The sequence below is a fragment of the Wenyingzhuangia fucanilytica genome (genome assembly GCF_001697185.1).
Lineage (GTDB): Bacteria > Bacteroidota > Bacteroidia > Flavobacteriales > Flavobacteriaceae > Wenyingzhuangia > Wenyingzhuangia fucanilytica.
In genome coordinates this window covers 3064087-3087913 of sequence record NZ_CP014224.1, presented here as the reverse complement: position 1 = coordinate 3087913, position 23827 = coordinate 3064087, and the positions used below count along the sequence as shown (strand labels likewise).

At 32.0% G+C, this 23827-nt stretch carries 19 protein-coding genes and 1 tRNA gene; 13 read left to right on the top strand and 7 right to left on the bottom strand.

Translation table 11 applies throughout. From position 1 onward, the window contains the following. Positions 1-37: 37 nt before the first annotated feature. The 6 genes from AXE80_RS12730 (at position 38) to AXE80_RS12705 (ending at position 7717) form a co-directional block, all read left to right on the top strand. Positions 38-2791 (top strand): PD-(D/E)XK nuclease family protein, encoded by a 2754-nt coding sequence (locus AXE80_RS12730; RefSeq protein ID WP_068827953.1) that lies wholly within the window; start codon positions 38-40, stop codon positions 2789-2791. Then, on the top strand, positions 2791-3636 hold the full coding sequence (locus AXE80_RS12725) for an alpha/beta hydrolase family protein (RefSeq protein ID WP_068827950.1): 846 nt from the start codon (positions 2791-2793) through the stop codon (positions 3634-3636). The genes AXE80_RS12730 and AXE80_RS12725 overlap by 1 nt, the downstream gene beginning before the upstream one ends. Then, entirely contained in the window at positions 3623-4954 is a 1332-nt protein-coding gene (locus AXE80_RS12720; RefSeq protein WP_068827947.1) for an MATE family efflux transporter, read from the top strand. The genes AXE80_RS12725 and AXE80_RS12720 overlap by 14 nt, the downstream gene beginning before the upstream one ends. Beyond that, positions 4947-5720, top strand: a complete 774-nt coding sequence (locus AXE80_RS12715) for an enoyl-CoA hydratase/isomerase family protein (protein WP_068827944.1) — start codon at positions 4947-4949, stop codon at positions 5718-5720. Before AXE80_RS12720 ends, AXE80_RS12715 begins: the two co-directional genes overlap by 8 nt. A 1-nt stretch (position 5721) precedes the next feature. Continuing rightward, positions 5722-6174: a 6-pyruvoyl trahydropterin synthase family protein gene (locus AXE80_RS12710; RefSeq protein WP_068827941.1), complete on the top strand. Its 453-nt coding sequence runs from the start codon at positions 5722-5724 to the stop codon at positions 6172-6174. Between the two features lie 106 nt (positions 6175-6280). Beyond that, positions 6281-7717 (top strand): sulfatase, encoded by a 1437-nt coding sequence (locus AXE80_RS12705; RefSeq protein WP_083194672.1) that lies wholly within the window; start codon positions 6281-6283, stop codon positions 7715-7717. 75 nt (positions 7718-7792) lie between these two features. Here the strand turns inward: AXE80_RS12705 and pth are convergent, their stop codons facing one another. The 3 genes from pth to AXE80_RS12690 all read right to left on the bottom strand — a co-directional run bounded on the left by pth (position 7793) and on the right by AXE80_RS12690 (position 10044). Beyond that, positions 7793-8431 carry an aminoacyl-tRNA hydrolase gene (pth, locus tag AXE80_RS12700; RefSeq protein WP_068827937.1) on the bottom strand — a complete coding sequence of 213 codons (639 nt, stop codon included), beginning with the start codon at positions 8429-8431 and terminating at the stop codon, positions 7793-7795. A 90-nt stretch (positions 8432-8521) separates the two neighbouring features. Then, the gene (locus AXE80_RS12695; RefSeq protein WP_068827934.1) at positions 8522-9094 is read right to left on the bottom strand and encodes a 50S ribosomal protein L25/general stress protein Ctc; all 573 of its coding nucleotides are present in this window, start codon (positions 9092-9094) and stop codon (positions 8522-8524) included. A gap of 8 nt (positions 9095-9102) precedes the next feature. Continuing rightward, complete coding sequence (locus AXE80_RS12690) at positions 9103-10044, bottom strand: ribose-phosphate pyrophosphokinase (protein ID WP_068827931.1); 942 nt, start codon at positions 10042-10044, stop codon at positions 9103-9105. 112 nt (positions 10045-10156) lie between these two features. Here AXE80_RS12690 and AXE80_RS12685 point away from each other — a divergent pair. The 6 genes from AXE80_RS12685 to AXE80_RS12660 all read left to right on the top strand — a co-directional run bounded on the left by AXE80_RS12685 (position 10157) and on the right by AXE80_RS12660 (position 15714). Next, positions 10157-10238 (top strand) — tRNA-Leu (locus AXE80_RS12685). Positions 10239-10374: 136 nt separating this feature from the next. Continuing rightward, positions 10375-11373, top strand: coding sequence for a GntR family transcriptional regulator (locus AXE80_RS12680; RefSeq protein WP_068827928.1), 999 nt, complete (start codon positions 10375-10377; stop codon positions 11371-11373). Between the two features lie 10 nt (positions 11374-11383). Next, positions 11384-12274: an aldose 1-epimerase gene (locus tag AXE80_RS12675; protein ID WP_068827926.1), complete on the top strand. Its 891-nt coding sequence runs from the start codon at positions 11384-11386 to the stop codon at positions 12272-12274. Positions 12275-12343: 69 nt separating this feature from the next. Then, positions 12344-13489, top strand: coding sequence for a galactokinase (gene galK / locus AXE80_RS12670; protein WP_068827924.1), 1146 nt, complete (start codon positions 12344-12346; stop codon positions 13487-13489). Between the two features lie 19 nt (positions 13490-13508). Then, positions 13509-14531, top strand: coding sequence for a UDP-glucose--hexose-1-phosphate uridylyltransferase (locus tag AXE80_RS12665; RefSeq protein ID WP_068827922.1), 1023 nt, complete (start codon positions 13509-13511; stop codon positions 14529-14531). A 205-nt stretch (positions 14532-14736) separates the two neighbouring features. Then, a complete protein-coding gene (locus tag AXE80_RS12660) occupies positions 14737-15714 on the top strand; it encodes a LamG domain-containing protein (RefSeq protein WP_237340611.1) in 978 nt (325 codons plus the stop codon). 63 nt (positions 15715-15777) lie between these two features. Here the strand turns inward: AXE80_RS12660 and acs are convergent, their stop codons facing one another. Further along, positions 15778-17673, bottom strand: coding sequence for an acetate--CoA ligase (acs, locus tag AXE80_RS12655; RefSeq protein WP_068827920.1), 1896 nt, complete (start codon positions 17671-17673; stop codon positions 15778-15780). Positions 17674-17970: 297 nt separating this feature from the next. Here acs and gpmI point away from each other — a divergent pair, with 297 nt between their 5' ends. Beyond that, positions 17971-19488, top strand: coding sequence for a 2,3-bisphosphoglycerate-independent phosphoglycerate mutase (gpmI, locus tag AXE80_RS12650; protein WP_068827918.1), 1518 nt, complete (start codon positions 17971-17973; stop codon positions 19486-19488). Positions 19489-19555: 67 nt separating this feature from the next. On the opposite strand, the gene AXE80_RS12645 is transcribed toward gpmI, so the two are convergent. From AXE80_RS12645 to AXE80_RS12635, 3 genes are read right to left on the bottom strand one after another with little or no spacing between them, the layout of a single operon-like run. Then, positions 19556-21754, bottom strand: coding sequence for a PepSY domain-containing protein (locus AXE80_RS12645; RefSeq protein WP_068827916.1), 2199 nt, complete (start codon positions 21752-21754; stop codon positions 19556-19558). Between the two features lie 8 nt (positions 21755-21762). After that, entirely contained in the window at positions 21763-22254 is a 492-nt protein-coding gene (locus tag AXE80_RS12640; protein ID WP_068827914.1) for a DUF2271 domain-containing protein, read from the bottom strand. Positions 22255-22260: 6 nt separating this feature from the next. Next, positions 22261-23742, bottom strand: a complete 1482-nt coding sequence (locus AXE80_RS12635; RefSeq protein WP_068827912.1) for an ankyrin repeat domain-containing protein — start codon at positions 23740-23742, stop codon at positions 22261-22263. Positions 23743-23827: the final 85 nt, after the last annotated feature.

Sequence of the window (23827 nt, the reverse complement as noted above, 5' to 3'; positions counted from 1 at the left end):
GTTCCTTTAAGGAACGGTTTTTTTTTGATTTTACTTTATGAAAACATTCTTACAAGAAACAGCTTTAGCCATTGTAAATACTACCAATAACTATAAGAATACGGTTTGTGTTGTTCCAAGTGAACGTGCAGGAATTTATCTAAAAAATGCTTTTAAAGATGAATTAAAAGGGAGGGTATTTTTTTTGCCAAAAATAATTAGCATTGAAAATTTTATCAAAGAAATTTCGGGTATAGAAACTATGGATCAAGTTTCTTTGTTGTTTGAGTTTTTTAAAATTTATAAGCAAGAAAATCAAAAAACAGAAGCAGATACTTTTGAAAGATTTATTGGTTGGGCTACTATTGTAATTCAAGATTTTAACGAAATAGATAGACATCTTGTTAATGCCTCCGAAATTTTTTCATATTTAACAGATATTCAAAAAATAAAAGATTGGTCACCCTCTAAGGATGAGGTTACAGATACTGTTAAAAACTATATGAGTTTTGTGGGAGATTTGTATTTGTATTATCAAAAACTGAATGAGGTTTTGATGGATAAAAAAGCAGGTTATCAAGGATTGGTTTATAAACAAGCCTATGAAAAACATCAAGAGTATTTAAAAAATCATTCAGAAAATTGTTTTCACTTTGTCGGGTTTAATGCCTTAAATCAGGCGGAAGAAGAAATATTTAAAAGTTTTTTATCACTAGAACAGAATCATATTTATTGGGATGCTGATGCTTATTATATTAATAGTGAACATGAGGCTGGAACTTTTATGAGAAAGTTTTTTAATGAATGGGATTGTTTACAAAATGGAAATAGGAAAAATTGGGTGAACAGTCATTTTGGAGCTAAAAAGAATATCCAGATTTTAGGTAGTCCACTAAATGTTACAGGAATTAAGTCTATTACTACTTTGTTAGAAAAAGAGTTGGTTCCAAAAGATACGGCTTTGGTCTTGGCAGAAGAAACAATTTTACCGGTGGTGTTAAATTCAATTCCAGCATCTGTAAACAAGGTAAATATTACTATGGGATATCAACTAAGTAATATCCCTTTGTCTGGTTTGTTTCAGTCTGTTTTTGAGTTGCATTTAAACAAAGAAAAACTAGGGAAAAATGCCTTTTATTATAAAGATATTTTATCCTTTTTAAGGCATCCGTATATTTCAAAAATCACAAATAGTAATAGCGAAAAGGTTATAAAAACCATCACACAGAATAATTTAGTATTTGTTACACAAGAGCAAATTAAAACTTTTTGTATCACGGCTGGTTTAGATCAAAAGTTGGGAGATTTGTTTGAGTCTGTACAAAATATTACTGATTTTATTGAAAGAATTATTCAGTTCATCAATCATTTAAATCAAAAGTTAGAAGGAGTTGAATTGTTGTATGTAGAAGGGTTTAGAAAGGTTTTTCAAGAAATTTCAACTCTAAATTTAGAGTACAAATACATCAATAACATAAAGGTATTATATAAAATATTTAAAAAAATATTGCCTTTAGAAAGTATTGATTTTAGAGGAGAGGCTTTAGAAGGAATGCAGCTAATGGGAATGTTAGAAACCCGTTGTTTAGACTTTAAAAACGTTATTATTACCTCTGTAAACGAAGGTGTTTTACCAACCGGGGGGAGCGAACGGTCTTTTATTTCTTTTGAAGTTAAAAAACAATTTAACATGCCAACTTATTTGGCTAAAGATGCTATTTTCTCGTATCACTTTTACAGGTTGATTCAAAGAGCAGAAAATGTTTATTTATTGTACAATACAAAATCTGATGATTTTGGAGGAGGAGAAATGAGTAGGTTTTTAACTCAATTAATGATTGATAAGGAAGAAGATGTAACGCATAGAAACATTGTGGCAAATATTTGTAGTACCAATACCAATGCTGTTGAGGTTGAAAAAACGCCAAGAGTTATGGAGTTACTACAAGCTTATTTTACAAAGGGAGCATCGCCAAGTAGAATTACCGAGTATATTAATGATCCTTTGACTTTTTACAATAAAATAGTTTTAAAAATTAAGGAAACAGACAAGGTAGAAGAGGAAGTAGCTAGTAATACCCTAGGAACCGTTGTGCACGATTCTTTAGAGTTTTTGTATAAAGACTATGTTAACAAAATATTGATTGCAGAGGATTTAAAAGTGATGAAATCTGGTGCCAAAAAAATGGTTGAATCTAAATTTAAAGAACATTTTAAAGATGGAGATATCAATATTGGTAAAAACAGGTTGATTAGTGAGGTAGCAGAACAATTTGTGTTGAATTTTTTAAATAAAGAATTAGCCGAAGTTAAATCAGGAAAACAAATTGTAGTTAAAGATTTAGAAAGGGAGTATAAAATAGCGTTAACAACACCAAATGGTCATCAAATCAATTTAAAAGGAAAAATTGATAGGGTTGATGAGGTTGATGGTGTTAGAAGAATTGTAGATTACAAAACAGGTATGGTAAAATCTACGGATTTAAAACTGGGAGATTTAAGTTTGGCAACTACAGATTTTAAATACCATAAAATTGTTCAGGTAATGACCTATGTGTTGTTGTATACTGAAGATAAGGGTTTTGATATGGATAAATATGAACTTCAGACAGGAATTTATTCGTTTAAAAATTTTAAAGAAGGCTTTTTGGGGATGAATTTTTCTAGTAATTCAAGAGTTAAAGATTATCGAGTTACAAAATCATATTTAGAAGATTTCAAACAGAGTTTATTCGCATTAATTGATGAGATTTTAGATAACAAACTTACTTTTGTAGAAAATTTAGATAACCCCTATAAACAAGAAGCGTAATGGTTCAAAAGAATATCCAGATTTCAGGAAAACATCAAAAACCTATTTTAACTGATTTTCATTACACCAAGAATAAGGTGCAAAAACCAGTGGTTATTTTCTGTCACGGATATAAGGGATATAAAGATTGGGGAGCTTGGAATTTAATGGCTACTGAATTTGCCAAACAAGGTTTCTTTTTTGCAAAATTTAGTTTTGCTTTTAATGGTGGAACAGTTGAACAGCCAATTGATTTTCCAGATTTAAAAGCTTTTGGAAAAAATACCTTAACCAAAGAATTAGATGATTTAGAAGTTGTATTAGATGAAATCACAAAGAATCCATCATTTGCTGAGGAAATTAATGTTGATGATATTACTTTAATAGGACATTCTAGAGGTGGTGGAATTGTAACCTTAAAAGCAAGTGAAGATCGTCGAGTAAAAAATATAATTTCTTGGGCAGGAGTTTCTGATTTTGAAATGAGATTTCCTACAGGAGCTAAATTGTTTTGGTGGAAATTAAGAGGGGTGGCCTACATTAAAAACGCTAGAACAAAGCAAAAAATGCCTCATTATATTTCTTTTTACAATGATTTTGTTCAGAATAAAGAAAGATTAAACATTCAAAAAGCAGTTAAAAACTTAAAAGCTAATCATTTATTAATTCATGGTACAACGGATGTAGTGGTAAAACCAGAGGAATCTAAAAATGTAAAAAATTGGAATCCAAAAAGTGAATTGGTTTGGATAGAAAATATGAATCATGCTTTGGGTTGTAGTCAACCTTATACCGATAAAGAAATGCCAAAAGATTTACAACAAGTGGTTCAAAAATCCATAGCTTTTATTCATGAGCAGTCGTAAATTTTCTTTTAAATACATCAATAGTATTGCAGTTCCGGCCATTGTTTCTGGAGTAATAGAGCCTATTTTATCTTTAACAGATACGGCTATTGTAGGGAATGTGTCAATAAATGCTACCGAAGCTTTGGCAGCGGTAGGTTTAGCAGGTTCTTTTATAGCTACACTTGGTTGGATTTTTACACAAAGTAAAGTCGCAATTGCTGCTTTGGTGGCAGAATATTTAGGGAAAAATCAATTAGATAAAATTATAGGTTTACCAGCTCAAATGATTGGAATCAATATGATTTTAGGAATTTTGGTCTACATCGTTACCTATGCTTTAACTGTATCTATTTTTCAACTCTATAATGCCGATCATTTGGTGTTAGATTATACTGTTTCTTATTATAGAATTAGGGCTTTAGGTTTTCCTTTGTTGTTGTTTATTGTTTCTGTTTTTTCCATTTTTAGAGGGCTTCAAAATACTTTTTGGCCTATGGTTGTAAGTGCTACTGGGGCGGTTTTAAATATTGTTTTAGATGTAGTTTTGGTATATGGAATTCAAGATGTAATTCCTGCGATGCATGTAGAAGGAGCGGCCTGGGCAAGTGTAATTTCGCAATTGGTGATGTTTGTCTTTGCTCTAATTTTATTGTTTATAAAAACACCATTCAGACTTAAAATTATTTTTAATATACATCCAGAACTTAAAAGAACCATCAATATTAGTTTAAATATGTTGGTAAGAACCATTGCTTTAAACACTAGTTTGGTAATGGCCAATGCTTATGCTACAAAATATGGTTCTAATTATATTGCAGCATTTACTATTGCTTTTCAGATATGGTTGTTTTTTGCCTTTTTTATGGATGGTTATGCTAGTGTTTCGGCCATAGTATCAGGAAAATTAAAAGGAGAAAAAAATTATAAAGATTTATCGCTTTTGGTTAGTACCATTACCAAATATGCATTGGGAGTAGCTTTGTTTTTATTGCTGATTTTTGGTTTTGCATATCCTTATATTGGATCTATTTTTACAAAAGATAAAGAAGTTATCAGTACTTTTAATACCTTTTTTTGGATGGTTTTATTAATGCAGCCATTAAATGCAATTGCTTTTGTGTATGATGATGTTTTTAAAGGTATGGCCGAGGCTGTTACTTTACGAAATACTTTATTAAAAGCTACTTTTTTAGGTTTTGTACCTACCTTAGTTGTTTTAGATTATTTAGAATTTAAAATGTTGGGAATATGGATTGCCTTTTTGGTGTGGATGTTATTAAGAGCTGTAATTTTACGTATTAAGTTTGTGAAACTTCTTAAATTGAACCTTGAATAAAATAGTTGATATGGGAGCATATGTAAAGACTACTATAAAAGATAAAGTAGCAGAGATAGAGTTTTTTAGTCCAGCAAGTAATTCACTTGCAAGTGAACAATTAGATCAATTAAGCAATGCTATTAAAGGATTGGGGGAGAATGATGGAATAAGTGTTATTCATTTAAAAAGCGCAGGAACCAATGTTTTTTGTGCCGGAGCTTCTTTTGATGAATTGTTGGCTATTGATAATTTAGAAAATGGAACAAAATTCTTTATGGGATTTGCCAATGTTATCAATGCAATTAGAACCTGTGGTAAAATTGTTGTGACTTCGGTTCAAGGTAAAACAGTTGGTGGTGGTGTAGGTATTGCTGCAGCAAGTGATTATGTTTTTGCAACCGAAACAGCATCTATTAAGTTGTCCGAGTTAAGTATAGGTATTGGACCTTTTGTTATAGAGCCTGCGGTGACTAGAAAAATAGGGTTGACCAATATGGCCAAACTTTCTTTAAACGCTACTACTTGGCGAACGGCTAAGTGGGCTCATCAAGCAGGGTTATATCACGAGGTAGAAACAACACTTTCTGAGTTAAATTATAGTTTAGATAAATTTTTAAAACAATTGGTGAGTTATAGTCCACAAGCTTTATCAGCAATGAAGAAAACTATGTGGAAAGGTACAGAGGACTGGGCAAGTTTATTAAAAGAAAGAGCAGGAGTTAGTGGAGAGTTGGTGCTGTCAGAGGAAACCAATAAGGCTTTAACTCAATTTAAAAGTAAATAAGATGAATAGAAAGATTAGGATTACAAAAAAGTTTGATTTTGAAACAGGTCACGCTTTACACGGATATGATGGAAAATGTAGAAATGTACACGGACATAGTTATAAGTTATATGTAACAGTTATCGGTACGCCTATTCAAGATCCTAATCATGTTAAAAATGGAATGGTGATTGATTTTACAGATTTAAAAGAAATTGTAAAGTCAGAGGTAGAAGATGTGTTTGATCATGCAACAGTTTTTAACAAAAATACCCCTCATGTAGAGTTGGCAAAAGAGTTACAAGATAGAGGTCATAATGTGATTTTGGTAGATTATCAACCTACTAGTGAAATGATGATTTTAGATTTTGCCGAAAAGATAAAAAATAGATTGCCTAATCACATACAATTACATTCTTTAAAGCTACAAGAAACTAGTAGTTCTTTTGCAGAATGGTACGCAAGTGACCAATAAACAAGGTTTTTAGATAGAATGTAGAGTGTTTAGGAGAGTTAACAAACTCTTTTAAAGTGTTTAAAGGTAGATGTTTTTGTATTTTTAAAACATCAATTTTATAAATATGAAAATAAAAAACTTAAGTATTCTCGTATGTGTCCTGGCATCCATGTTTAGCAATGTCATTGCACAAAACCAAAAACCAAAAAATGTTTTATTTATTGGAGTCGATGATTTACGTCCAGAACTTAATTGTTATGGAGAATCACATATTGTTTCTCCAAATATAGATAAGTTGGCTTCTCAAGGGGTTGCCTTTGATAACGCATATTGTAATGTACCAGTGTGTGGTGCTTCTAGAGCAAGTATGTTTTCTGGTATAAGGCCTACTCACGAAAAGTTTTTAGATGTTAGTTCTAGAATCGATCAAGATGCTCCAGGTACAATTACTATTCCTGGCTGGTTTAAAAAACACGGATATATCTCAACTTCTTATGGTAAAACCATTCATGGACATGGAGATATGGAACAAGATTGGTCTAAAGAACCATTTCATGACAGGTCAAGAGATAATCCTAAAGGATATGTTACCAAAGAGAATTTAGCGTTGATGAAAAAAGGAGACCCTAAGAAAAAAATAGGGAATTCTACTGAAATAGCTAATGTTGGTGATTACGAATATTCTGATGGAAAAATAGTCTTAGAATCTATTAAGGACATGGATAAATTTGTTGCTTCTGGAAAGCCATTTTTTATGGCGGTAGGTTTCCGTAAACCTCACTTACCATTCGCTGCACCTAAAAAATATTGGGATTTGTATGATAGAGCTAGTTTACCATTGTCTTTGTCTCCAAAACAAGCTAAAGGGGCTCCAAAAGGGGCGATACATACTTGGGGTGAGTTAAGAGCCTATAAAGACATTCCAAGAGATAGAAACATTACAGATTTAGGAGAAGCTAAAACAAGAGAGTTAATTCATGGATATTCTGCTTGTGTGAGTTATACAGATGCAATGATTGGAAAGTTGATAGATCATTTAGAAGCTATAGGGCAAAGAGAAAATACCATTATAGTTTTATGGTCAGATCATGGTTGGAGTTTAGGAGATCATGAATTGTGGTGTAAGCACAGTACTTATGATGTTTCTTTAAGAGTGCCAATGATTGTTTCGGCTCCACAATTTAAAAAAGAAGCAGGAAAAAGAGCTAAAGGAATTGTAGAGTTGGTTGATTTGTATCCTACTTTATGTGATTTAGCTGATATTGAAAAGCCAAGCCATTTAGAAGGAGAGAGTTTTGTTAGTTTGGTAAAAAATCCTTCTGAAACGTTAAGTGATGATGCTGCTTATATCCGATGGAAAAACAGTGATGCAATTAAAACACAAGACTATTTATATACAGAATGGTATAATAAAAAGGACGGAAAGTATTATTCTGATATGTTATACGATCATAAAAATGATAGGCTAGAAACAGTTAATATTTCTAAGCAACCAAAACATAAAGAAGAAGTTAAAAAGTTGTCAGAGAAAATAAAAGTGAAGTTAGAAGAGTTAAAATAACCAATCTTTTTCGTTAAAAAATAAGAAAATCTCCCAAGCTAAAAAGCGCTCAATAATTTATTGAGCGCTTTTTTATTATAGATCATCAACTTGTTTTCCGTTGTACTGATTCATGGTGTTTCCTATTCCAGCAGTTCCAAAAGAAACAACTAGTTTAGAGGCTTTATCTAATAGTTCAGGTAAGAATCTCATTTCGTCTTTGTCCCACTCTCCAAGTACATAATCTACTTGTCTTCCTTTTCCAAACATGGCGCTAATCCCAAATCTAAAACGTGGATAGTTTTGATTGCCAAGTTTTTCATTAATATCTTTTAAACCATTGTGGCCACCTGCACTTCCCTTTGCTTTTAACCTAAAGGTTCCAAAATCAATATTTAAATCATCAGAAATAACTAAGATGTTTTCTTGAGTAATTTTTTCTTTCTCCATCCAGTATTTAACGGCTTTACCGCTAAGATTCATGTAGGTTGAAGGTTTGAGTAATATAAACGTTCTTCCTTTGTATTTAAATACAGCTACATCGCCTAACTTATCTGTGGTGAATGAAGTTTCTTGTTGTTTGGCTAAATCGTCTAAAACTTTAAAACCAATATTATGTCTGGTGTTCTCGTACTTTGGGCCAATGTTTCCTAGACCAACTATTAAGAATTTTTTCATGGGATCTTCTTCGTTAGAAATTTGTTTGGGTTGAAACCATTTAGAAAATAATGCCATTATTTTTTTGATGTCAAATATAAGATTCTATGGTATAAAAAAAGAGCGTTACACAATTGTAACGCTCTTTTAGTATTTTTTGTGTAAAAATTACTTAGTCTCTGCAGCAGCTTTAGCAGCATTACGAGACATTCTTACTTGAGCAACAACAGTGTTGTCGTTGTGTAAGATTTGGTATTGATCGTTTCTTAATTGAGAAACGTATAATTTATTACCAATTTGTAATTCAGTAACATCAGCGTTAACAAAATCAGGTAAGTTAGCAGGAATAGCTTTTACTTTTAACTTACGTAAGTTTTGACGTAAAGCACCACCCACAGCAACACCTTTAGATTTACCTACTATTTTTACAGGTACGTTTAAAGAAATTTCTTTATCCGCTTGTAATTGGTAAAAATCTACGTGTAAAATTCTGTCGTGAATTGGGTGAAACTGAATGTCTTGTAAAACAGCTTCGTAAGAAGCACCATCTAACTCAATCTTAGCAGTATATACGTTTGGAGTATAAACTAAGTTTTTGAATTGTTTTTCATCTGCTGAAAAGTGTAAAACTTTGTCCCCTCCGTATATAACGCAAGGTACCTGTCCAGCATTACGTAAGGCTTTAGTCGCTGACTTACCTACGCTTTCTCTTTGAGATCCTTTGATTGTAATTGATTTCATAATATATATTAAATGATAAATTTATCCGTTATTGACTTGAAGTTCTGTACTTTATCCATTACCTCCGCAAATAAGGGAGCGCAAGATAATACTTTTATTTTAGAACTCTGCTTTTTTAATGGAATTGTGTCAGAAGTAATTAACTCAGTTAATTGAGAGTTCTCAATTTTTTCGTAAGCATCACCTGATAATATAGGGTGAGTAACAATAGCTCTTACACTTAAAGCTCCTCTTTCCATCATTAAATCTGCTGCTTTAGTTAAAGTTCCTGCTGTATCTGCCATGTCATCAACTAAGATAACGTGCTGTCCTTCAACTTGACCGATTAATTCCATATGCGAAATTTGATTGGCCTTAGCTCTTTGTTTGTAACAAATTACTACATCACTTTGTAGGTATTTAGCATAAGCATATGCTCTTTTAGACCCACCCATGTCTGGAGATGCAATAGTTAAGTTTTCTAATTTTAAACTTTCTATATAAGGTAAAAAGATAGTAGATCCGTATAAGTGATCTACTGGTTTTTCAAAGAAACCTTGAATTTGTCCAGCGTGTAAGTCCATGGTCATTACACGAGTAGCACCAGAGGCTTCTAATAAATTAGCAACCATTTTGGCTCCAATAGCCACACGAGGTTGGTCTTTTCTATCTTGACGAGCATAACCAAAATAAGGAATAACTGCTGTTACGTGTTTTGCAGAAGCTCTTTTACAAGCATCTAAAATTAGTAACAATTCCATTAAATTGTCAGCGTTAGGGAAAGTAGAACCAATAATAAAGACTCTTCTTCCACGAACTGTTTCGTTGATAACTGGTTGGAATTCTCCGTCACTAAACCTAGAAACGGTTAAGTCACCTAGTTCAGTACCGTAATGTTTTGCAATAGCTTGTGCTAATTCAGTGCTCTGAGAACAAGCAAAAACCTTTGGAGTAAGTTGATTAACAGACATTTGTATGATTGTTGTTGGTGTTGGTTTGTTTTGATTGCAAAAGTAGAAATTTTTTTCGTTTGATTAGTGCGAATACATCGATATTTTTTTACATTTGCAGCTCCAATGAAACGCCTAGGTGGCGGAATTGGTAGACGCGCTGGATTCAAAATCCAGTTTCTTCGGAAGTGCGGGTTCGATTCCCGCCCTAGGTACAAAAGCCCAACTCACTAAGAGTTGGGCTTTTTTTATGCAAAAAATTTGTTTATTTCCTTTAGTGTTTTTTACTAAATCTGATTTTTTTTTCAAAAAACATACCAGTACATACTAGTTTTTGTTATCTTTGCTTTTATGAATCTTGAACCCATAAAAAAACAAATAGGAATCCCTAAGTATAAGCAGATTATTAAATCTGTTGAGAATGCTATTGTTAATAAACAAATGGTTAAAGGGGATAAGTTGCCTTCTATTAGCTATATCCAAAAAGAAAATAAAGTTTCTAGAGATACGGTTTTAACTGCGTTAAATGAGTTAAAAATCCGAGGGATTGTTGAGTCTATTGCAGGAAAAGGTTATTATGTATTGTCTGAAAATATTAATGTTGAGAAAAAAGTTTTTTTACTTTTTGATGAGTTAAATGGTTTTAAAGAAGAGTTGTATAGTTCTTTTTTAAAAAATTTAGAGAGTAATACCGAGGTAGATATATATTTTCATCACTTTAATCATAAAGTGTTTAGTAAATTGATTAATGATAATATAGGAGGGTATAACTCTTATGTTGTGATGCCGGCAAATTTAAAAAACACTCATCAGGTTATTGAAAGAATACCAAAAGAGAAAGTTTTTATTTTGGATCAAATGCATTCTGAGCTTTCGGAATATGCAGCTGTGTATCAAAATTTTGAAAAAGATATCAATACAAATTTAACCAAAGCGCTACCGCTTATTACAAAATACAAAAAGCTGGTTTTTTTATATGATGAAAAAATTCAGCCAATAGGTATGTTAAAAGGTTTTGAAACTTTTTGTCATCAGAATAACATAAATAGTGAAATTCTTTCCACGTTAGAAGATAGGGTTTTGCAAAAAGGGGAAGCCTATATTATTCCTGATGATAGAAACTTAATAAGGATTATCAAAAAAATTAGAGTACAAGGTTTGGCAATTGCCCAAGATATTGGAATTATATCTTACAACGAAACATTGTTAAAAGAAGTAGTAGAAGGTGGAATTACTACCATTACTACAGATTTTAACGAAATGGGAAAACGTTTGGCTCAAATGATTAATCACAAAGAACTTGTTCAGGTAGAAAACATAAATCGTCTTATTGTAAGGCAGTCATTATAAAATCATCACAGTGTATCAAATTAATAAATTACAAGAAAACGGACTTAATTATATTGAGATCCTTGGAAACGAAAATAAATCTTCTGCTAAAATATGTTTAGACAGAGGTGGGGCTTTAGAAACGTTAACTATAAATTCTCATCCAGTTATAGTAGATTTAGATCCTTTAGAATATAAAAACACCTATGCTTCTTCTGTTTTGTTCCCGTTTGCAAACAGAATTAAAGATGGAAAATATACTTATAAAGGTGTTGGTTATCAGTTTGATTGTAATGAAACAGGTAATAATAATGCATTACATGGGTTGGTTTATAACAAATCTTTCGAGGTTGTAGATTCAGAAACTTCAGATAAAGCGGCTTCTGTTACCATGACTTATACCACGTCAACTAAAAACAAAGCTTTTCCATACTTATTTACGATTACATTAAAGTTTACCGTTACCAATTCTAGTATTGATTTGCAGGTAGAGGTTGATAATAATGACACTAACACTTTTCCTTTTACCATAGGTTGGCATCCTTATTTTTTAAGTGATGATTTGTATCATAGTACTTTGAGTTTATCAACAATAAAAACAATAGAGTTTGATGAGCGTATGATTACTAAAAATATAATTGAAGAAAAAGCTAAAATGCCTATTGAAATTAAAGATCAACAATTAGATGATTGTTATGCTTTAGGAGAAGGTAGAGTAGTATTTAATACGCCTAAATATAAAATGACTATTGATACTACTGGAAAAGAAAACTTTTTTCAGATGTATACTCCTCCTAAAAAGAATGTAATTGCTTTAGAGCCAGTTACTGGAGTTTCGGATAGTTTTAATAACAAATTAGGTTTGCAAGAGTTAAAGGCAGGCGATAAATATAAAATCAATTGGACGGTTACTCTAGAGTAATCAATAAAAATAAATCATACCTAACTTTTAATTAAGAGAGGTTGTTAATCACCCTTAAATTCATAAAATATGGATACTAAATTAGTTCAAAAAGTAACAGAAAACTTTGCTAAAAATTTTACAGCAGAGCCTGTGCTTATTTATTCACCAGGTCGAATCAATTTAATAGGAGAGCATACCGATTATAATGCAGGGTTTGTTTTTCCGGCAGCAATAGATAAGGGAATTGTGGCGGCTATTCAAAAAACAGACAAAAATGTTTCAACTGCTATTGCAATTGATATGAATGAAACTTTTCAGTTTGATGTTAATAATTTAGATACTAAAAACTTATCTAGCTGGCATGCTTATGTGGTTGGTGTAGTTGCAGAAACTCAAAAATTAGGAAAAACAGTTGGGAACTTTGATATTGTTTTTGGAGGTAATATTCCTGATGGTGCTGGAATGTCATCTTCTGCAGCATTAGAAAACAGTGTTGTTTTTGGTGTTAATGAGTTGTTTAATTTAGGTTTAACTAAATATCAAATGATTTTAATTTCTCAAGCAGCCGAGCATAATTATGTGGGTGTAAAATGTGGAATTATGGATCAATACGCAAGTATGTTCGGTATAGAGAACAGTGCTTTGTTGTTAGATTGTAGAACTGCCCAAGCAGAACCTTTTACTATTGATTTTAAAGATTATCAACTATTACTTTTTAATACAAACGTAAAACACAAATTGTCTGATAGTGCATATAACGACAGACGTGCAGTTTGCGAAAAAACAGCAGAAATGTTAGGAATTGATGCTTTAAGAGATGCTACTATTGCAGATTTAGACAAAGTAAAAGGTCAATTATCAGAAGAAGATTATCAAAAAGTATTGTATGTAGTACAAGAAAATGCTAGGGCCGAAGCTGCAGCGATTGCTATTAAGAGTGATGATTTAGTTGGTTTAGGAAAACTTATTTATGGATCTCATAACGGATTGCAACATCAATATAAAGTGAGTTGTGAGGAGTTAGACTTTTTAGTCGATTTGGCAAAAGAAAATTCAGACGTTCTAGGAGCAAGAATGATGGGTGGAGGTTTTGGTGGTTGTACCATTAACTTAATCAAAAAAACGGCTGTTGAAGGTTTTAAGAAAACTGCAGTTGAAGCGTATACTAAAAAATTCGGTCATGAATGCTCTCCATATGAAGTGGCATTGTCTGATGGAACAAAATTAATTTAATCAAGAAAAATAATATACAATGGATAAGCATTTAGAAGATTATTCGCATAAAAGATTTAACATTTTAACAGGAGAATGGGTATTGGTTTCTCCACACAGATCTAAACGTCCTTGGCAAGGACAGAATGAAGCTGTTAATGATGAAAAAAGACCTGAGTACGATGAGTCTTGTTACTTGTGTGCCGGGAACAAAAGAATTAGTGGTGATTTAAACCCTAAGTATACTGGAACTTACGTTTTTACTAATGATTTTGCTGCTTTGCAAAGTGATTCACCTTCTTTTAAAGTAAATGATGGTTTGTTACAGGCAGAAAGTGAAACAGGTATTTGTAAGGTGATTTGTTTTAGTCCAGACCACTCAAAAAGTTTAGCAGATATGGATGTACCAGGGATTACAGAAGTAGTAAAAACTTGGCAACGTGAGTATAAAGAAATTGGTTCTAAGGATGAGATAAAATACGTTCAGATTTTTGAAAACAAAGGAGCGGTAATGGGATGTAGTAATCCACATCCACATGGACAAATTTGGTCGCAATCTAGTTTGCCAAATGAGGTTTCTAAAAAAGATACAACTCAAAAAACTTATTTTGCTGATAAAAAATCTAGCTTATTAGGAGATTATTTAAAGCAAGAGTTAAACGGAGATAGAGAGCGTATTATTTATGAAAATGATGCTTTTGTTGTGTTGATTCCTTTTTGGGCTGTTTGGCCTTTTGAAGCTATGATTGCTCCAAAAAATCAACAAAACAGTATTTTGGATATGACAGAAAAAGAAGCTGAGTTATATGCTGACGCTATTTCTGTTTTAACAAAAGTATATGATAAATTATTTAATACATCATTCCCTTATTCTAGTGGAATTCATCAAGCACCAACTGATGGTGGTGATAATGGTCACTGGCACTGGCATATGAGTTTTTACCCACCTTTATTAAGAAGTGCAACGGTTAAAAAGTTTATGGTAGGTTACGAAATGTTTGGAACACCACAACGTGATATTACTGCCGAAGGTGCAGCACAAAGATTAAGAGATTTACTATAGTATTTCCTTAATTTTAAAAAAAAATCCCAACTCTTTGAGTTGGGATTTTTTTTATTCTTTTAATTGTGTCTTTTGTATTATAAAAGCATCACTAATGTCATCAGTTACTATTGTTTTTTTTGATTTGTTCAGTAATTGTCTATATAAAGTATAATAGTTGAGTGTTTACTTTAAATATTTTTGTTGGGAATAAAATTAAAAGTAAATGATGTTTAAAAGTAAAGTATTAAAAAAAGTACAATTATTACTTTTTAGTGTATTTGTTGTTTCTGTAAGTTGCGCAAGTGATTCGGTAGCCATTACGCCACCAGATTCAGATACTGATACTCCAGAAGATCCACAAGAAGAAGTGAAAATTATAGATGTAAATAAAGCAGATGTTAATTATCCTACGTTTGTGTCTTTTGATGATACAACACCAACTGATATGGTATGGGAAAAAGTAGAGGCTTTGTCCGATGAATTTGATGTTTGGAATGATGATAAATGGGTGAAAACCAATTGGAATTACGGAGATACTCCTGTAAATATGGTTAATAAAAACTCAGGAGTTACTGATGGAAATTTATGGATAAAAGCAACTTGGGATAAAACGAGTGAAACACAATGGTTTGAAACTTCAAGAGTTAGATCTAAGACAGCTATTAAATTCCCTATGTATACAGAATGTCGTATTAAAACAGCTCATATATCTGCTTTTAATACTTTTTGGTTGAATAATGGAGATATTAATAATAGAGATGAAATAGATATTATTGAAAACAATTCAAATCCTTCAAGAGAATCTTTAGGTGGTTTTGATTTAGATGAATATCCATGGCAAATGAATTCGCAGTATTTTATTGTAAAAAATGGCGTTACAGAAAGAGCAAAGGGGAATTCAAGTAATAAAAATTTATCAGAAGGAAATACCTTGAAAGGTGTAAAATGGAATGAAGCATATCATGTTGTAGGTGCTTGGTGGAAAGATGCTCATACAGTTCAGTTTTATTTAGATGGAGAACCATCAGGAAAAGTAACCACAACACAAGCCTTTACATTAGATCAATTTTTAATATGGGATTTATGGACACAAGATTCTCCTTGGGTAGGAGGATTACCAAATAAAGAAGAATTGGAAGATGATACTGTAAATACTATGCGAGTAGATTGGGTACGAACATGGAAGTTAAAAAGTAAATAAATAAAAAAACTCCAAAGCTGAAATTAGCTTTGGAGTTTTTTTATTTATAATTTCTAGAAGAAATTAAAGGGCATTTTGTTTAATTTCTTCTACTACTTCAGGGTTTAGTAATGTAGAGATATCTCCTAAGTTTTCAGCATCGTTAGAGGCTATCTTTCTTAAAATTCTTCTCATAATTTTTCCAGAGCGTGTTTTAGGCAAACCACTTACAAATTGAATTTTATCCATTTTAGCAATGGCTCCAACGGTTTTGGTAATCACCTGATTAATTTCTTTACGTAATACGTCTTCGTTAGTAGTAATGTTATCATACTTTGTAACATAAGCATATAAAGCATTTCCTTTAATATCGTGAGGAAAACCAACAATGGCACATTCTACAATGGCATCGTGTTCGTTAATTGCATTTTCAATAGGCGCAGTTCCTAAATTATGACCAGAAACAATAATTACATCATCCATACGACCTGTAATTCTATAGTTCCCCATAGCATCACGGTAAGCACCATCACCAGTAAAATACTTTCCTGGAAAGGCAGAAAAATAAGTTTCTTTATAACGTTGGTGGTTTCCATAAATAGTTCTTGCCATAGAAGGCCAAGCGCCTTTAATAGCTAAACTACCTTCTGCAGGAGAATCCGTTAATTCATTTCCTTCAGGATCTAACAAAACAGGCTGTACTCCAGGTAGAGGTTGCGTTGCAAAAGTAGGTCTTAAAGGTGTGATTCCAGCCATGGCAGAAATCATAATTCCTCCTGTTTCTGTTTGCCACCAAGTATCTACAATAGGACAAGTACCTTTTCCAATATTATCATTGTACCAATGCCAAGCTTCTTCGTTTATAGGTTCTCCTACAGATCCTAAAACTTTTAAACTATCTAGATTGTATTTTTCTACAAAGTGAATAGGTTGTTTGGCTAAGGCTCTAATAGCTGTTGGTGCAGTATAAAAGTGCGTTACTTTTAGTTTTTCAACTATTTCCCAAAAACGTCCGTAATCAGGATAAGATGGAACTCCCTCGAACATTACTGTAGTTGCTCCAGAGGCTAATGGTCCGTATATAATATAAGAATGTCCAGTAATCCAACCGATATCTGCAGTACACCAATAAACATCGTTCTTTTTAGCTTGAAAAACGTTTTGGAAGGTATAGGTAGTTCCTACCATATATCCTCCGCAAGTATGAACCATTCCTTTTGGAGTACCTGTAGAGCCAGAGGTATATAAAATAAATAACATATCTTCTGCATCCATATCAACAGCAGGACAATAGTCATCTTGTACTTTTTGTAATTCTTCAAACCAAAAAGTATCTCTACCTTCTTTCATAGCAGTAGGCTCAACAGTTCTTCGGTATACAATTACGTCTTTTACACAAGGTGTTTTTTCTAAGGCTTCATCACAAACTGCCTTTAGATTAATAGGTTTAGTACCTCTATAAACTTCGTTCGCAGTAATTAATAGTTTGCATTCAGAATCGTTAATTCTACTAGCCAAAGCCGATGCAGAAAAACCAGCAAAAACGATAGAGTGTACAGCACCAATTCTAGCACAAGCCAACATAGCAATGGCTAATTCAGGAATCATAGGCATGTATAAACAAACTCTGTCTCCTTTTTCAATTCCTTTGTTTTTTAAAACATTGGCAAAAGCAGATACCTTATGGTACAATTGCTTGTAGGTAATATGTCTTGATTCTTCTTTTGGGTTGTTAGGCTCCCATATAATAGCGGTTTTATTTCCGTTTTTTTCTAAATGTCTGTCTAAGCAGTTTTCTGTAATATTTAATTTTCCACCTACAAACCATTTTACTTCAGGCTTTGTAAAATCTGCTTCTAGAACTTTATCCCATTTTTTTCGCCAAGTAAATTCTTTGGCAATATTAGCCCAAAAAGTTTCGGGATTTTCTATACTTTCTTTATAATCTTCTTTGTATTGTCTATAAGATTTTATCTTCATTACTAATAAGGGGTTTTTTGCTTTCTAATTTAAGAGTTTTTTTAGACTAATTGATGTTTTTTGTACAAACAACATTTTATCAGGTATAATCGTTATAATTTCACTGTTAAAAGCTTGTTTTGTTGATGAAAAAATTAGTGCAAAATTATTATGAGTTAGTGTAGGCTTTGTTCAGAAAAAGAGTTAAATCAGTATTAAACGTTTATTCGAAAACCTTTTCTTTGTTTCTTAGTGTTTTAGCCTAAGTTAATTAATGCTTCTCCTTATATTTGTGACAAGAATTAAAATTCAACTATAATGAACAAAAAAGTAATCTTAATGATTCTTGATGGATGGGGAATTACTCAAGATCCAAAAGTATCAGCAGTATATAATGCAAACACATCTTATATAGATTCTTTGTATAACAAATATCCAAATGCATCTTTACGTACTGATGGGGAATTTGTTGGTTTGCCAGATGGACAAATGGGGAATTCTGAGGTTGGACACATGAACTTAGGAGCTGGTAGAATTGTTTATCAAAACTTAACTAGGATTAACATTGCTGTTAGAGAAAAAACTTTAGGTCAAGAAAAAGTATTGGTTGATACTTACAAGTATGCTAAAGAAAATAATAAAAAAGTTCACTTATTAGGATTGGTTTCTAATGGAGGGATTCATGCTCACATAGATCATATTAAAGGTTTGTTAGATGTGGCAAAAGAAAATGAAGTAGATAACTTATTCTTACACGCTTTTACTGATGGTAGAGATACAGATCCAAAGTCTGGTGCTGCATTTATTAGCGATATTCAAGAACATATGTCTAAAACTACAGGTGAATTAGCATCTATGACAGGTCGTTATTTTGCGATGGATAGAGATAATCGTTGGGAGCGTGTAGCAAAAGCTTATAATGCTGTGGTGCATGCCGAAGGAACAAAATCTACGGATGCTATTGCTAGTTTAAAAGCAAATTACGCTGCAGGGGTAACGGATGAGTTTTTAGAGCCAGTAATTATGACAAATGCTGATGGAACTCCAAAAGCAACTATTGAAGAAGGTGATGTAGTTCTTTTCTTTAACTACAGAACAGATAGAGGTAGAGAGTTAACCAATATGTTATCTCAAAATGATTTCCCTGAGCATAATACTAAAAAGTTAGATTTATATTACACTACTATTACTTTATATGATGAAACATTTAAAGGAATTAATGTAATTTATAATAACGATAATATTAAGAATACCATTGGAGAGGTTTTATCTAAAGCAGGTAAAAAACAAATCCGTATTGCAGAAACAGAAAAATATCCTCACGTAACGTTCTTTTTCTCTGGAGGACAAGAAGAACCTTTTGAAGGTGAATCTAGAATTTTAAGAGATTCGCCAAAAGTAGCTACTTATGATTTAAAGCCAGAAATGAGCGCTTATGAATTAAAAGATGCTTTGTGTGAAGATTTAAAGAAAGGTGAAGCTGATTTTGTTTGTTTAAACTTTGCAAATGGTGATATGGTTGGGCATACTGGAATGATGGATGCAGCCATAAAAGCTTGTGAAGCGGTAGATGCATGTGCAAAAGCAGTTATTGAAACAGGGTTAGAAAATGGATATTCTACTTTGGTAATTGCAGATCATGGTAACTGTGAAGTAATGATGAATCCTGATGGTTCTCCAAACACAGCACATACTACCAATCCAGTTCCTTTAATTGTTGTTGATAATGACATTAAAGAAATTAAAGATGGTGTATTAGGTGATGTCGCTCCAACTATTTTAAAAATGATTGGTGTAGAACAACCAGAAGATATGACAAGATTTCCGTTAGTATAAGGAATTAAAAAAATACATTTTCATAGAAAAGCTCAACAGATTTTGTTGAGCTTTTTTGGTTCTATACTTAATAACAGTCAGTTAAAATTTGTCCGTTGTCTTTGTAATAACTAAAAGGATGTAATTGGTGTTTTGTACAGATTTTTTCTAATTGAATAAAAACATCATCTCTCATGTTAATAGAACCACAAAGCATAATGGTTCCTTTGTTTTTTAGAGTGATGGCAATGTTTTTATGGTCTCTTTCTAATAGTTCTTGCACGTAATTATACTCAATAACTTCTTTAGAAAAAGTAGCTTCGTAATTGTTTAAGGTTTTTGTGTGTAAAGCCTCGGTGATGTAGGGTTTGTACAGGTTTTCTGACTCATAAGTACGTGTTCCCCAATACAAACTAACGTTGGCTTTGGTTTGTTGATGCATCATTCCTAAAAATGGAGCAATCCCCGTTCCGTTGGCAATAAAAACAACATGCTTGGCTTTTTTAGGAAAATGGAATTCTTTGTTTTGTTGAATGTTTGCTTGTAAACTATCAGATATTTTTAAATTGTTTAAATAATTAGAACAAACTCCGTGGCTATGTTTTTTTATACTTAAAAGCATATCTCCTTTGGCTGTTTTTCCAATGGAATACAATCTTTCTGAAGTTTCGTTTGGTGGGGTAATTCCTAATAAATCTCCAGGAACAAATTTTTTCCTTTTTTGTACAGATAAAGTAAGTGTAAACGTTTCATCATATTTATCTGTTACAGACTGTTTGTCTATAATTTTAAAAGTAATTTCTTTTTTCTTTTTTGCAGATAGTTCTTTTGGAATCTCTAAGTTTAAATTTAATGAGTTACTCCAATCTATCACCCAATTTCTAAATTGTTCGTAATTCTGATTGTGAATTAATAAAGGTGTGTCAGAAGTTACAGTCATTCCATCTTTTAATAAAGCCTGCTTATGAATTTCCTTGGCAAACTCACAAAATTTAGGATATGATAAAGATCCTAATCCAATCACATGTGTTTTAAAAGGATGGTGAATTTTAACCTCTGCTAGTTTGTTTAAAAATAAGTTGGCATTATTTGGTGGTTCTCCTTGTCCGTAGGTTGAGGTAATCACAATTAACTGTTCTGCGTTAGGGTAATTACTATAGTTGTTTAAATCGTCTAAAAATACTTTTTGATTAGCGTTAAGTAATGCTAATTGTAGTGTTTTCGCTAATCTTTTGGTACCACCATTTTCAGAGCCAATTAAAATAATAAAATTAGCATCGGTGGCTTTATGTTTGTTTTTGGTTTTAGAACTTAATCTTTTAAGGGCAATGACTGTTCCAGAATACATAAAATATAAAATAGCCAATGAGCTTAGAAATAGAACTAAAGACCAAAGAATACTTCCGTTTCCAGTGTGTAAATTAAAACTTAAGGTGTGTAAAATTTGTATAAACGGGTAGTGGGTGGTTTGTACAATATCTCCTGTTTTTTGATGAATTTTAAGTTCTTTATCATGAAGATTTAGAATAAAAAAATCTTCTTCATCACTCGAAAAAGGGAACTCTAATTTTTGAACCTCTTTTAAAGAAGTGTTTTTAAAAATAGGAAATTCAGAAAAAGCAATGTTTTGTTGAGAGCTTGTTTTTTGTTCTATAACTTCAACGTTGTTTTCTGGTAATAAAGAAAACCGATCCATAGACAAATAAGTTCCCGTTAGAGCAATAATAATAATCGGAATTAATAAAATTCTACCTAAGGCAACATGGTTGTATTGAATGGATTTATCGTTAACTATCTTAGAGCAAAATTTAAGAAAACCACCTTGCCTTTTAATAGCCAGTAATAATCCTGTAATAGCAATTAAAAACAATAAAAAAGAGGTGATTCCTACAAAAATTCGTCCAGGTGTTTTTAAAAAAAGAGAACGATGGAAGTTAGTTAAAAACTCAAAAAAAGTATTTTTTGGAGGGATATCAGCAATTTTATTTCCATGAATAGGATGGATGTAAAATTGTCCGTCCAAATCTGCTTCCATGCTAAAAACAGTGGCTTTTACAAAATAATTTTTATCAACCTCTAGGTCTAAAACTTCTTCGTACTTGTTTTTTAAAGTATCTATTACTTGTGCTAAAGAAGTGTTTTCTGAGTTTTTTATATGGTAAGGTTGTAGCTTGTCCTGAACAGGTTTAAAGGCTAAAAAAGCCCCTGTTACAGCGGCTAATAATAAAAATAAGAAAGAAGATACAGTCAAGTAAAAATGACTGTATCTCCATATTTTGGTAAGCATGTTTTAAATTAGTTTGGTAAAATTCTAACGTAACGAATGTATCCAGTACCTTCAAACTTGTTTTTAAGATTCTTGCTTTCTAAAGAAACTTCTAAATCTTTTACGTGATAATCTTGATGCTCTACAGCTGTTTCAAATCTAAGTTTATTTCCAGCAGTCATGTATTTTTCATCAATTTCAAAAGTAAAAATTGAGCGTTCTCCACCAGCAATGGTTGCACCTGTCATGGCATCAATGTTTTCTTCAGATTTTTCAAAGAAAGCCCACCATTTAGGTAAATCTGCATACCATTTTTCATCATCACCTAAAACATGTAAAGTTTTTAAATAATTATCGTCTTTATCAACTACAGATACAACTACATAAGCTCCCTCACCCTCGTAATTTTTTAACTGAACCATACATTTGTACTTTGAGCTTGGTTCGTTAGTACTAGTTTTTACTGTAAATGCTGATAAAACCAAAAAACAGATTATAGCAATTAGATTGTATTTTTTCATAATTTTTTATTTTAAAAATGAAATGTCTCCTTTTAATAACTCGTTTTCTTTAGCCAAGTCATATGCTGTTTCTTCAAAATCTGTAGTAATGGTTTTATCGGCACCTTTACCAATTAAAAAGTGTAATAATTTTACATCGGTAGCTTTCATGGCAGCTAAGTGTAAAGGCGTTAATCCATCACTGTTTTTCTGATTGATATCAGCTCCTAACTCTAAAGCTTTTTTAATCAATTTATCTTCTCCTTTGGCAATAGCAATGTGTAGTGGAGATTCATTTTTAGAAGCATTTTTAAATGAAACACCAGCTGCTGTTAAAGCATTTACAAAAGGTTCAAAATCTTTAGCAGTTCTTCTACCGTACGCGTTGAATAAATGATAAAATAAATTATTTCCATCAGCATCAACTACATTTACGTTTGCTCCTTTACTTTTTAACAATTCAAAAACCTCTAAGTTAATACGCTGTGTTGCATAGGTAATGGCAGCGTATCCTTCTTTATTTTGTTGATTAATATCCTTAGTTAGTGGTGCTAATTTTTGCAATACTAAAAGATTATTCCCTTTTGCTGCATTTAAAAAAGCAGTGTTTCCTTTATTATCTTTTTGATTTACATCTACTCCTTTGTTGATGAAAAAGTCAATAATGGCAATGTCTTTGGTACTAGATGCAATATTGTGTAATGCGTTTTGACCTTCTTTATTTGTTAAGGTAAAATCTAAATCTAAGGTGTTAAAGTATTCATAAACCTCTAATGGATTACTATAACCTCTACCACCATGACTTGCAAAAAGCACTAGGTTTTCTCCGTTAGTATTGATTTTTTTATAATCAAAACCTTGAGCGATGTATTTTTTAATTAGGTTAATGTTTCCTTTTTTAGCTGCATAAAATAAGATATTGTTTCCTTCTTTATCCGTAGCCTTTATATCTAAACCTTTTTGTTGGAAATATTCAATAATTTTTCCGTCTTTACTGTATGGTGCCATTAATAATATAGCATTGGCACCAGCTCTGTTGGTTTCTTTTAGATCTATACCATTAGCTACCATTAACTCATAAATATCAGTATTTTCGTGTCCTGCATTTACAGTAAACGTAAACCAATTGAATCCGTGACTCCCCTGTATTTTAGTATCTGCTCCTTTTTTTAGTAATAATTTCATTACCTCAATATTTCCAGAACTTCCTGCCCACATTAAATAGCTTCTTCCATCGTGTGTAGGTTTGTTGATGTTGTTTCCAGGTAGAGACAAAAGATACTCAATAGTTTTTACCGGAGCTTTAGCCATAATTGCGTAGCAAACGGCATCAAAAGCTGCTTGGTTAGGTGTTACAGCATCGTTACCTTCTTTAATTTTTTGTTTTACAACTTCAACAGTAGGTTGAGTTTGCCAAAAATCTCTATCGTGAAAAATATTATCACTTTTAGGTCTTTGTGCAAAGATTAGCAACGGAGCAACTAATAATAAGATTAGTATTTTTTTCATGTTGATTTTTTAGAGGTTTCTAATAGGTGTTCTAGAAAAATAATAAAGCAGGAATATGTAATTTCCTGCTTTATTAAATCATTTT

Excerpts from the sequence above, each read along its gene's own strand:
- AXE80_RS12725 (WP_068827950.1), top strand. The coding sequence starts at position 2,791 with ATGGTTCAAAAGAATATCCAGATTTCAGGAAAACATCAAAAACCTATT.
- AXE80_RS12635 (WP_068827912.1), bottom strand. The coding sequence starts at position 23,742 with ATGAAAAAAATACTAATCTTATTATTAGTTGCTCCGTTGCTAATCTTT.
- gpmI (WP_068827918.1), top strand. The coding sequence starts at position 17,971 with ATGAACAAAAAAGTAATCTTAATGATTCTTGATGGATGGGGAATTACT.
- AXE80_RS12645 (WP_068827916.1), bottom strand. The coding sequence starts at position 21,754 with ATGCTTACCAAAATATGGAGATACAGTCATTTTTACTTGACTGTATCT.
- AXE80_RS12640 (WP_068827914.1), bottom strand. The coding sequence starts at position 22,254 with ATGAAAAAATACAATCTAATTGCTATAATCTGTTTTTTGGTTTTATCA.
- AXE80_RS12690 (WP_068827931.1), bottom strand. The coding sequence starts at position 10,044 with ATGTCTGTTAATCAACTTACTCCAAAGGTTTTTGCTTGTTCTCAGAGC.
- AXE80_RS12695 (WP_068827934.1), bottom strand. The coding sequence starts at position 9,094 with ATGAAATCAATTACAATCAAAGGATCTCAAAGAGAAAGCGTAGGTAAG.
- pth (WP_068827937.1), bottom strand. The coding sequence starts at position 8,431 with ATGGCATTATTTTCTAAATGGTTTCAACCCAAACAAATTTCTAACGAA.
- AXE80_RS12720 (WP_068827947.1), top strand. The coding sequence starts at position 3,623 with ATGAGCAGTCGTAAATTTTCTTTTAAATACATCAATAGTATTGCAGTT.
- AXE80_RS12660 (WP_237340611.1), top strand. The coding sequence starts at position 14,737 with ATGATGTTTAAAAGTAAAGTATTAAAAAAAGTACAATTATTACTTTTT.
- galK (WP_068827924.1), top strand. The coding sequence starts at position 12,344 with ATGGATACTAAATTAGTTCAAAAAGTAACAGAAAACTTTGCTAAAAAT.
- AXE80_RS12710 (WP_068827941.1), top strand. The coding sequence starts at position 5,722 with ATGAATAGAAAGATTAGGATTACAAAAAAGTTTGATTTTGAAACAGGT.
- AXE80_RS12705 (WP_083194672.1), top strand. The coding sequence starts at position 6,281 with ATGAAAATAAAAAACTTAAGTATTCTCGTATGTGTCCTGGCATCCATG.
- acs (WP_068827920.1), bottom strand. The coding sequence starts at position 17,673 with ATGAAGATAAAATCTTATAGACAATACAAAGAAGATTATAAAGAAAGT.
- AXE80_RS12730 (WP_068827953.1), top strand. The coding sequence starts at position 38 with ATGAAAACATTCTTACAAGAAACAGCTTTAGCCATTGTAAATACTACC.
- AXE80_RS12665 (WP_068827922.1), top strand. The coding sequence starts at position 13,509 with ATGGATAAGCATTTAGAAGATTATTCGCATAAAAGATTTAACATTTTA.
- AXE80_RS12680 (WP_068827928.1), top strand. The coding sequence starts at position 10,375 with ATGAATCTTGAACCCATAAAAAAACAAATAGGAATCCCTAAGTATAAG.